This window comes from Citrobacter sp. Cpo069 (assembly GCF_030332785.1).
Classification (GTDB): domain Bacteria; phylum Pseudomonadota; class Gammaproteobacteria; order Enterobacterales; family Enterobacteriaceae; genus Citrobacter; species Citrobacter portucalensis.
Map to the genome: position 1 here is coordinate 22,645 of NZ_JAOWHD010000026.1, position 10,646 is coordinate 33,290.

The following is a 10,646-nucleotide window of genomic DNA, read 5'->3' on the forward strand; positions in this document are numbered from 1 at the left end:
TGATGGACTGACGCAATAAGGAACTGCAAAAATGACCGAACTGAAGAACGATCGTTATCTGCGTGCGCTGCTGCGCCAGCCCGTTGATGTCACTCCGGTATGGATGATGCGCCAGGCAGGCCGCTATCTACCGGAATACAAAGCTACCCGTGCCGAAGCGGGCGATTTTATGGCGCTGTGCAAAAATGCCGAGCTGGCCTGCGAAGTCACGTTGCAGCCGCTGCGTCGCTATAAACTTGATGCCGCGATCCTCTTCTCGGATATCCTGACGATCCCGGATGCGATGGGACTCGGGCTGTATTTTGAAGCAGGAGAAGGTCCACGCTTTACCTCTCCGATTACCAGCAAGGCTGACGTCGACAAACTGCCGATCCCGGATCCGGAAGATGGGTTGGGGTACGTGATGAACGCGGTGCGTACTATCCGCCGTGAACTGAAAGGCGAAGTGCCGCTGATCGGCTTCTCCGGTAGTCCGTGGACGCTGGCGACCTACATGGTTGAAGGCGGCAGCAGCAAAGCCTTCACCGTGATTAAAAAGATGATGTACGCCGACCCTAAAGCGCTGCATCTGCTGCTTGATAAGCTGGCGAAGAGCGTCACGCTGTACCTGAACGCGCAGATCAAAGCGGGCGCGCAGTCGGTGATGATTTTCGATACCTGGGGCGGTGTGCTGACCGGTCGCGACTATCAGCAGTTTTCCCTGTACTACATGCACAAAATCGTCGATGGTCTGCTGCGTGAGAATGAAGGTCGTCGTGTACCGGTGACCCTGTTTACCAAAGGCGGTGGTCAGTGGCTGGAAGCGATGGCGGAAACCGGCTGTGATGCGTTAGGTCTCGACTGGACTACTGACATTGCCGATGCGCGTCGTCGTGTAGGTCATAAAGTGGCGCTCCAGGGCAATATGGATCCGTCCATGCTGTATGCGCCGCCAGCCCGCATCGAAGAAGAGGTGGCGACAATTCTGGCCGGATTCGGTCAGGGTGAAGGGCATGTCTTTAACCTGGGCCACGGCATTCATCAGGACGTCCCGCCAGAACATGCGGGTGTCTTTGTGGAGGCGGTACATCGGTTGTCCGAACAGTACCACCGCTAAGGAGTTATCATGGATCTCGCGTCATTACGCGCGCAGCAGCTTGAACTGGCTTCTTCAGTGATCCGCGAGGATCGTCTGAAGAACGATCCGCCGGATCTGATCGGCGGGGCGGACGTTGGGTTTGAGCAGGGTGGCGAAGTGACGCGAGCCGCAATGGTTTTGCTGAAGTATCCCACGCTTGAACTGGTCGAATACAAGGTGGCGCGTATCGCCACCACCATGCCCTACATTCCCGGTTTTCTCTCCTTTCGTGAAACTCCCGCGCTGATGGCCGCCTGGCAACTGCTCTCGCACAAGCCAGATCTGCTGTTCGTTGACGGGCATGGCATTTCTCACCCGCGTCGTCTGGGCGTGGCCAGCCATTTTGGTCTGCTGGTGGATGTCCCGACGATCGGCGTGGCGAAAAAACGGTTGTGCGGCAAGTTTGAACCGCTCGCTGCTGAACTTGGTGCGCTAGCGCCGTTGCTGGATAAAGGCGAACAACTGGCATGGGTCTGGCGCAGCAAAGCGCGCTGTAACCCGTTGTTTATTTCTACGGGTCACCGCGTGAGTATGGACAGCGCACTGGCGTGGGTTCAACGCTGTATGAACGGCTATCGTTTGCCGGAACCAACACGCTGGGCAGATGCGGTAGCATCCGAACGCCCGGCTTTTACTCGGCTTGCAGCAAAAACGCCCTATATCGGGTAAACTGCGGCTAATTTCCGTATTTGAGAACTCATCATGTTACAAAATCCGATTCACCTGCGTCTGGAGAAGCTGGAAAGCTGGCAGCACGTCACGTTTATGGCCTGTCTGTGCGAACGCATGTACCCAAACTACGCCATGTTCTGCAAGCAAACTGAATTTGGCGATGGACAGATTTACCGCCGAATTCTGGATCTGATTTGGGAAGCGCTGACGGTTAAAGACGCGAAAATCAATTTCGACAGCCAGCTGGAAAAATTTGAAGAGGCCATTCCTTCTGCAGACGATTACGATCTGTACGGTGTTTATCCGGCGATTGATGCCTGTGTGGCATTAAGCGAGCTGATGCATTCGCGTCTTAGCGGTGAAACGCTGGAGCATGCAATCGAAGTGAGTAAGGCTTCGATTACGACGGTTGCGATGCTGGAAATGACTCAGGCTGGTCGCGAAATGACCGATGAAGAACTCAAAGAGAACCCTGCCGTTGAGCAAGAATGGGATATTCAGTGGGAAATTTTCCGACTTTTAGCCGACTGTGAAGAACGCGATATTGAGCTGATAAAAGGGCTGCGTGCAGACCTGCGCGAGGCTGGCGAGAGCAATATTGGTATAAATTTTCAGCAATGACACCACAAAACGTGATTTAACGCCTGATTTGTCGTGCCTGAAGGCTTCCCATCCGCCCCCGGTCTGGTCTACATTTGGGGGGCGAAAAAAAGTGGCTATCGGTGCGTGTATGCAGGAGAGTGCTTTTCTGGCATTTCCGTCGCACTCGATGCTTAGCAAGCGATAAACACATTGTAAGGATAACTTATGAACAAGACTCAACTGATTGATGTAATTGCAGACAAAGCAGAACTGTCTAAAACACAGGCTAAAGCTGCTCTGGAATCCACTCTGGCTGCTATTACTGAGTCTCTGAAAGAAGGCGATGCTGTACAACTGGTTGGTTTCGGTACCTTCAAAGTGAACCACCGTGCTGAGCGCACTGGCCGCAACCCGCAGACCGGTAAAGAAATCAAAATCGCCGCAGCTAACGTACCGGCATTTGTTTCTGGTAAAGCACTGAAAGACGCGGTTAAGTAATTCGCGTGGCAGTGAACAGTTTTAACGAAGGGGCGGTTTCGCCCCTTTTGTCCATCTGGCGTCATACGCTTTGGCTTTCAGGTGTTCTGTTACTGTCTGCCTGCGGTAGCCATTCTGAGCTTCCTCCGTTCACGGCCAGCGGCTATGTTGGCGATCAGGGGGCGGTACGCATTTGGCGTAAAGACTCCGGTGACGATGTTCACTTGCTCTCGGTATTTAGTCCGTGGCGTAAAGGCGAAACCACTACCAGTGAATACCGCTGGCAGGGTGATTCGCTCTCTCTGATAGAACTCAACGTTTACAGTAAACCGGCTGAACATGTCCGTATACGCTTCGATGACCGGGGCGAACTGAGCTTCATGCAGCGTGAAGTCGATGGGCAAAAGCAGCAGCTTTCCAGCGATCAAATCGCGCTTTACCGCTATCGTGCCGATCAAATTCGCCAGACCAGCGATGCGCTGCGTCAGGGACGGGTGATATTGCGTCAGGGACGTTGGCATGCGGATAACACGGTCACAACCTGTGAAGGTGAAACGCTGAAGCCAGACCTGGAGTTGTGGGCGATAAACCATATCGAGCGCCGCCAGAGACATTCATCCGTAGAGGTGAGTGTGGCATGGCTGGAAGCGCCCGAAGGGTCGCAGCTACTGCTGGTTGCCAATGAAGATTTTTGTCACTGGCAGCCTACAGCCAAAACTTTCTGAAAACCTGAATACAGGAAATCAGCAGGCCTGATCCGTATAGCGTCATCAGGCATTAAGTCTTTTACCAGTGGCCCATTCCCATATGGCCGCCGCCGCGATGGTTACCGCCACCGCCGCATCCGCCGTAGCCCATTCCCGCGCCACGTGGCACGCCAGCCTGCGCCATTGCGACATCACGTTTAACGCGCTGCTCGTCCAGAGACTGATTCAACGCTTCCATCTCTTTTGCAACGGCGTTAATTTTTGCCGTGTCCGGCGAGCTGGCCGTTAATAGAGCATTGTACTCATAACGTTTGGATGTCAGCTGTTGGCGCAACGCGCTGGTCTGGGAATAATAATCATCATAGATTTTCTGTGCGGCAGCCTGCTGATCAGCGGTCATTGGTGTACCGCCCCGTTGCTGCATTCCATCACCATATCCCCAGTGATTCTGTGCCAGTACCGGGGTGGAGCCAAGTGCGATAAGAGAAAGTGCAATCAGTGCCAGTTTGTTGTTCCGTTTCATCGTTCGTTCTCCTGTTGGTTAGCTTACATTCCCTTTTGCATCTTCCGTGCCAAAGCGGCAATCCGAGTCCTGCGGGGCGTTGTACCCGCCGTCTTTGCAGGGAAACGAGTAAAAATGACTCGCCAGAACGCGCCAGCGAGTCATTTTTACTCGTTACTTTCAGCTGTTTGTGTCTGAGGGCAGGGTTATCAGGGGGAAAAAATGGCATGATTTCTGCTGTATACCTGCAACGATGAAAGGAACAAGCGGGGTGAAGGGAGAGCGTATGCGTCTTTATAAGGATACGGTGGCAAAGTGGTTGAGCCGACTCTTGCTGGCGGCAATCCTGGTTTTGGTCGGCTGGTTTTCGATTATGACCATTCGGGACTATGGGCGGGAAAGTGGCGCCGCGCGGCAAACGCTACTGGAAAAAGGCAGTGTGCTCATTCGCGCTCTGGAGTCTGGTACGCGCGTAGGCATGGGGATGCGCATGCATCATGCCCAGCAGCAGACGCTACTGGAGGAAATGGCTGTACAGCCTGGCGTGCTATGGTTTGCTGTCGTCGATGAGCATGGTGTCATTATTACCCACAGCAATTCCGCGATGGTCGGCAAAACGCTCTATTCATCGGATGTCCTGCGACAGCTTAGTCCTGGGGAGCAAGAAAGCTGGCGGAATATTGAAATTCCAGCGAGGGATGGTGAAAAAACGCCAGCACTGGAAATTTATCGCCAGTTTCAGCCGATGTATGGTCCAGGACGCCACGGCATGGCGCGCTGTGCCAGCAATGACGGGCAGCTTATCTCCCCAGCACAAACCATATTTATCGCCTTTGATGCCAGCGATCTGACAGCGACTCAGGCAAGGGAGTGGCGTAACACACTGATAGTCCTCTCTGCGCTGGCGGCTGTGTTGCTGGCCACCGTGCTGACGTTCTTCTGGTATCAGCGCTATCAGCGCTCGTACAAAGAACTCCAGGATGCGATGAAGCGTAAAGAAAAACTGTTAGCACTCGGTCATCTTGCGGCTGGGGTGGCACATGAAATTCGTAACCCGCTTTCATCGATCAAAGGGTTAGCGAAGTATTTTGCCGAGCGAACCCCGGCAGGAGGCGAGTCGCATGAGCTGGCACAGGTGATGGCGAAAGAGGCGGATCGTTTAAATCGGGTGGTGAGCGAGTTGCTGGAGCTGGTGAAACATGCACATCTGACGCTGCAAAAGGTGGATCTCAATGAGGTTATCACCCACTCATTACACCTGGTGAGTCAGGATGCGGCAAGCCGGGAAATCCAGCTCCGCTTTTCGGCCAATTCTACGCTGCCCGCTATCCAGGCCGATCCTGACCGACTGACTCAGGTTTTGTTGAATCTGTATCTGAACGCCATTCATGCGATTGGTCGTCAGGGCACGATTACGGTTGAAGCGAATGAAAGCAGCGGTGAACGCGTTAAAATTGTGGTTACCGATACTGGGAAGGGGATTGCGGCGGAACAGCTGGAGGCCATTTTTACGCCTTACTTTACGACCAAAGCTGACGGAACAGGCCTCGGGCTGGCGGTAGTGCAGAACATTATCGAACAGCACGGTGGCACCATTCAGGTGGCAAGCGTTGAGGGCAAAGGCGCGACCTTTACCCTTTGGCTACCGACCAAAGCGAAACAACAGGATTAACAAGGATGACGCGCGGAAAAATCAATATTCTGGTGGTAGATGACGATATCAGCCACTGCACCATTTTACAGGCGCTGCTGCGCGGCTGGGGTTATGAGGTCGCGCTGGCCTATAGCGGGCGAGCGGCGCTGGAACAGGTGCGCGAACGCGTATTTGATTTAGTGCTGTGTGATGTACGCATGGCGGAGATGGACGGCATCGCAACGCTGAAAGAGATTAAAGCGCTGAATCCGGCGATTCCGGTCTTGATCATGACGGCGTTCTCCAGTGTGGAGACCGCCGTTGAGGCGCTTAAAACCGGGGCGCTGGACTACTTAATCAAGCCGCTGGATTTTGACCGTCTGCAGGAGACGCTGGAAAAGGCGCTGGCGCATACGCGGGAAACGGGCGCTGAACTGCCATCGGCGTCGGCTGCGCAGTTTGGCATGATTGGCAGCAGTCCGGCGATGCAGCAGTTGCTCAACGAAATTGCGATGGTTGCTCCTTCGGATGCGACGGTGCTTATTCACGGAGACTCCGGCACGGGGAAAGAGCTGGTGGCCCGGGCGCTACATGCCAGCAGCGCCCGTCGCGATAAACCGCTGGTGACGCTCAACTGCGCGGCGCTTAATGAATCGCTGCTGGAGTCTGAACTTTTTGGTCACGAGAAAGGGGCGTTTACCGGGGCGGATAAACGGCGGGAAGGTCGCTTTGTGGAAGCCGATGGCGGCACGTTATTTCTTGATGAAATCGGTGATATTTCACCGCTGATGCAGGTGCGTCTGCTGCGGGCTATCCAGGAGCGAGAGGTGCAACGCGTTGGCGGTAATCAGACGCTGACGGTTGATGTACGGCTGATCGCCGCCACGCATCGCGATCTAGCAGAGGAAGTCAGTGCCGGGCGCTTTCGTCAGGATCTCTACTATCGCCTGAACGTCGTCACCATTGAAATGCCAGCGCTGTGCCAGCGCCGGGAAGATATTCCGCTGTTAGCCGAACATTTTCTCCAGCGTTTTGCCGCGCGCAACCGCAAAGCGGTGAAAGGCTTTACTCCGCAGGCGATGGATCTGCTGATCCACTACGACTGGCCGGGCAATATTCGTGAGCTGGAAAATGCGATTGAGCGCTCGGTGGTGCTGCTGACGGGGGAATATATTTCCGAACGCGAGCTGCCGATGGCGATTGCCGCGACGCCGATAAAAACGGAATTCAGTGGCGAGATCCAACCGCTGGTGGATGTCGAAAAAGAGGTGATTCTGGCGGCGCTGGAAAAAACGGGCGGCAATAAAACGGAAGCCGCCCGTCAGTTAGGCATTACGCGTAAAACGCTGCTGGCGAAAATTTCGCGTTAGCGTTGCTCGCGTTCAATGGCGCGCCAGCCGATGTCGTTACGGCTGAAGCTGCCATCCCAGCGGATGTCGGTCATCAGGGCGTAAGCGCGTTTCTGCGCTTCAGCCACAGTATGACCCAGGGCGGTGGCGCACAGCACGCGACCACCGCTGGTCAACACACGATCGTCTTCGGCGAGTTTAGTGCCTGCATGGAACACTTTTCCGTCTTCTACTTCTTCCAGCGGCAGACCGTGGATTTCATCTCCGGTGTTGTAGTTACCTGGATAACCTCCGGCAGCAATGACGACACCCAGCGAGGCGCGTTCGTCCCACTCGGAGGTTTTCTCATCCAGCTTGCTGTCGCAAGCGGCCAGGCAAAGCTCCACCAGGTCCGATTTCATGCGTAGCATGATCGGCTGGGTTTCCGGGTCGCCGAAGCGGCAGTTGAACTCGATAACCTTCGGATTGCCCTGTTTGTCGATCATCAGACCCGCGTACAGGAAACCGGTGTAGGTATTCCCTTCTGCCGCCATACCTTTTACGGTTGGCCAAATAATGCGTTCCATGGTGCGCTGATGCACTTCATCAGTGACCACCGGCGCTGGTGAGTAAGCACCCATACCGCCGGTATTCGGGCCAGTGTCGCCGTTGCCTACGCGTTTGTGGTCCTGGCTGGTGGCCATCGGCAGCACGTGCTCGCCGTCGACCATTACGATAAAGCTCGCTTCTTCGCCGTCGAGGAACTCTTCGATCACGATACGGTGGCCCGCATCGCCAAAAGCGTTACCTGCCAGCATGTCATGAACGGCGGCTTCTGCTTCCTCCAGCGTCATCGCCACGATAACGCCTTTACCAGCAGCCAGGCCGTCAGCTTTGATGACGATCGGCGCGCCTTTCTCACGCAGATAGGCCAACGCTGGCTCAATCTCAGTGAAGTTCTGATATTCCGCCGTCGGGATCTGGTGACGGGCGAGGAAATCTTTGGTGAAGGCTTTGGAGCCTTCCAGCTGTGCAGCACCTTCGGTTGGCCCGAAGATCTTCAGGCCAGCGGCGCGGAACGCATCGACCACGCCAATCACCAGCGGCGCTTCCGGGCCGACGATGGTCAGGTCAATTTTCTCGTTCTGGGCAAAGCTCAGCAGAGCTGGAATATCGGTGACGCCGATAGCCACGTTCTGCAACGCGGGCTCCAGTGCGGTACCGGCGTTACCCGGTGCGACAAAAACGGTATCAACCAGCGGGGACTGTGCGGCTTTCCAGGCCAGGGCGTGCTCGCGCCCGCCGTTGCCAATCACTAATACTTTCATCGTCTGCTCCGTGGATTAATGGCGGAAGTGGCGCATGTCGGTAAAGATCATCGCGATACCGTGTTCATCGGCAGCGGCAATGACTTCGTCATCACGGATAGAACCACCAGGCTGGATAACGCAGCTCACGCCAACGGCGGCGGCAGCATCAATACCATCGCGGAACGGGAAGAAGGCGTCAGAGGCCATTGCAGAGCCTTTCACTTCCAGACCTTCGTCAGCCGCTTTAATCCCGGCGATTTTTGCGGAGTACACGCGGCTCATCTGGCCTGCGCCTATGCCGATAGTCATGTTCTCTTTGGCATAAACAATGGCGTTGGATTTCACGAACTTGGCGACTTTCCAGCAGAACAGTGCATCGCGCAGCTCTTGCTCGGTCGGCTGACGTTTGGACACCACGCGCAGTTCGCCTTCGCTCACCATCCCCAGATCCCTGTCCTGAACCAGCAAACCGCCGTTAACGCGTTTGAAGTCCAGGCCCGGTACACGTTGTGCCCACTGACCGCAGGTCAGAACGCGAACGTTCTGTTTGGCGGCGGTGATTTTCAGTGCGTCTTCGGTTGCGGACGGGGCGATGATCACTTCCACGAACTGACGGGAGATAATTGCCTGCGCGGTTTCGGCATCCAGTTCGCGGTTGAAAGCGATGATGCCGCCGAACGCGGAGGTCGGGTCGGTTTTATAGGCGCGGTCGTAAGCGTCGAGAATAGAGGTACTTACCGCCACGCCGCACGGGTTAGCGTGCTTAACGATCACACAGGCTGGCTCGCTGAACTCTTTCACGCACTCCAGCGCCGCGTCGGTATCTGCGATGTTGTTGTAGGAAAGCGCTTTGCCCTGTACCTGCTGCGCGGTGGCAACGGATGCTTCTTTAACATTCTCTTCTATATAGAAGGCAGCCTGCTGGTGGCTGTTCTCGCCGTAGCGCATATCCTGCTTCTTAATGAAGTTCAGGTTCAGCGTACGTGGGAAACGACCGGCGGCCTCTTTGTTCTCACCGTGGTAAGCCGGAACCATGCTGCCGAAGTAGTTGGCAATCATGCTGTCGTAGGCGGCGGTGTGTTCGAAGGCTTTAATCGCGAGGTCAAAGCGGGTTTCCAGAGTCAGGGAGCCTTCGTTGGCATCCATCTCTTTAATAATGGCGTCGTAGTCGCTGCTCTTCACAACGATCGCTACGTCTTTATGGTTCTTGGCAGCGGAACGCACCATGGTCGGGCCGCCAATATCAATGTTCTCTACTGCATCTTCCAGCGAGCAGCCTTCGCGTGCCACTGTCTCGGCGAACGGATACAGGTTTACAACCACCATATCGATAGGGGCGATACCGTGCTGTTCCATAATTCCGTCATCCTGACCGCGACGACCAAGAATGCCGCCGTGGACTTTAGGATGCAGGGTCTTCACGCGTCCATCCATCATTTCCGGGAAGCCCGTGTAATCGGAAACTTCGGTCACTGGCAGACCTTTCTCCGCTAACAGGCGCGCAGTGCCGCCTGTAGACAGCAGCTCCACACCACGTGCGGAAAGTGCCTGAGCGAATTCGATGATACCGGCCTTGTCAGAAACACTGAGCAGAGCGCGGCGGACTGGACGACGTTGTTGCATGGTAAATCCCCTGGATTTGACTATTACAGAGAGCGTTAGGTGAATTCTTGGCTAAAAACTCAGCTAACGCCCCTTACGGGGCATCTTTGTTTTGCGGGGGCATTGTAACGAAAACGTTTGCGCAACGCTCGCGAATTTTTAATTTTCGATTTTGACCTCTTCTTTTTCTGTTGAAGGAGGCTGATATAACGAGAGGATCGTAGAAACGATCGTGTGGTTTGTGGATAACTCTGTGCGTAAATAGGTATAAAGCGGGGTTTCGCTGTGGAATGCAGCAGTCAGTCATTTTTCTGTCATTTAAGGGTTGCGGGCCGCAGGAAACTCCCTATAATGCGCCTCCATCGACACGGCGGATGTGAATCACTTCACACAAACAGCCGGTTCGGTTGAAGAGAAAAACCTGAAAATGAGGGTTGACTCTGAAAGAGGAAAGCGTAATATACGCCACCTCGCGACAGAGCGCTAAAGCGCGTCGCAACTGCTCTTTAACAATTTATCAGACAATCTGTGTGGGCACTCGAAGATACGGATTCTTAACGTCGCAAGACGAAAAATGAATACCAAGTCTCAACGAGTGAACACGTAATTCATTACGAAGTTTAATTCATTGAGCATCAAACTTTTAAATTGAAGAGTTTGATCATGGCTCAGATTGAACGCTGGCGGCAGGCCTAACACATGCAAGTCGAACGGTA

At 54.6% G+C, this 10,646-nt stretch carries 10 protein-coding genes and 1 rRNA gene; 8 read left to right on the top strand and 3 right to left on the bottom strand.

Annotated elements, in window-relative coordinates:
- The first annotated feature begins 31 nt into the window (after positions 1–31).
- From hemE to OGY08_RS00710, 5 genes are all read left to right on the top strand, one after another.
- A complete protein-coding gene (gene hemE / locus OGY08_RS00690) occupies positions 32–1,096 on the top strand; it encodes a uroporphyrinogen decarboxylase (protein ID WP_003826889.1) in 1,065 nt (354 codons plus the stop codon).
- Positions 1,097–1,105: 9 nt separating this feature from the next.
- On the top strand, positions 1,106–1,786 hold the full coding sequence (nfi, locus tag OGY08_RS00695; protein ID WP_125363704.1) for a deoxyribonuclease V: 681 nt from the start codon (positions 1,106–1,108) through the stop codon (positions 1,784–1,786).
- A gap of 33 nt (positions 1,787–1,819) precedes the next feature.
- Complete coding sequence (locus tag OGY08_RS00700; protein ID WP_003842015.1) at positions 1,820–2,410, top strand: YjaG family protein; 591 nt, start codon at positions 1,820–1,822, stop codon at positions 2,408–2,410.
- A gap of 186 nt (positions 2,411–2,596) precedes the next feature.
- The gene (hupA, locus tag OGY08_RS00705) at positions 2,597–2,869 is read left to right on the top strand and encodes a nucleoid-associated protein HU-alpha (RefSeq protein ID WP_001044509.1); all 273 of its coding nucleotides are present in this window, start codon (positions 2,597–2,599) and stop codon (positions 2,867–2,869) included.
- An 11-nt stretch (positions 2,870–2,880) separates the two neighbouring features.
- A complete protein-coding gene (locus OGY08_RS00710; protein WP_125363710.1) occupies positions 2,881–3,573 on the top strand; it encodes a DUF1481 domain-containing protein in 693 nt (230 codons plus the stop codon).
- Positions 3,574–3,634: 61 nt separating this feature from the next.
- Here OGY08_RS00710 and zraP read toward each other — a convergent pair whose 3' ends face one another.
- Positions 3,635–4,078 (bottom strand): zinc resistance sensor/chaperone ZraP, encoded by a 444-nt coding sequence (gene zraP / locus OGY08_RS00715; protein WP_125363705.1) that lies wholly within the window; start codon positions 4,076–4,078, stop codon positions 3,635–3,637.
- Between the two features lie 265 nt (positions 4,079–4,343).
- Between zraP and zraS the strand changes: the two genes are divergently transcribed.
- Both zraS and zraR read left to right on the top strand, forming a co-directional pair.
- On the top strand, positions 4,344–5,729 hold the full coding sequence (gene zraS / locus OGY08_RS00720; RefSeq protein WP_125363706.1) for a two-component system sensor histidine kinase ZraS: 1,386 nt from the start codon (positions 4,344–4,346) through the stop codon (positions 5,727–5,729).
- Positions 5,730–5,734: 5 nt separating this feature from the next.
- A complete protein-coding gene (gene zraR, locus OGY08_RS00725; protein WP_125363707.1) occupies positions 5,735–7,060 on the top strand; it encodes a sigma-54-dependent response regulator transcription factor ZraR in 1,326 nt (441 codons plus the stop codon).
- Here zraR and purD read toward each other — a convergent pair.
- Positions 7,057–8,346: a phosphoribosylamine--glycine ligase gene (purD, locus tag OGY08_RS00730; protein WP_125363708.1), complete on the bottom strand. Its 1,290-nt coding sequence runs from the start codon at positions 8,344–8,346 to the stop codon at positions 7,057–7,059. The genes zraR and purD overlap by 4 nt on opposite strands.
- A 15-nt stretch (positions 8,347–8,361) precedes the next feature.
- Complete coding sequence (gene purH / locus OGY08_RS00735; protein ID WP_125363709.1) at positions 8,362–9,951, bottom strand: bifunctional phosphoribosylaminoimidazolecarboxamide formyltransferase/IMP cyclohydrolase; 1,590 nt, start codon at positions 9,949–9,951, stop codon at positions 8,362–8,364.
- Positions 9,952–10,575: 624 nt separating this feature from the next.
- On the opposite strand from purH, the gene OGY08_RS00740 reads away from it, so the two are divergent.
- Positions 10,576–10,646, top strand: a 16S ribosomal RNA gene (locus OGY08_RS00740); the annotation flags it as partial.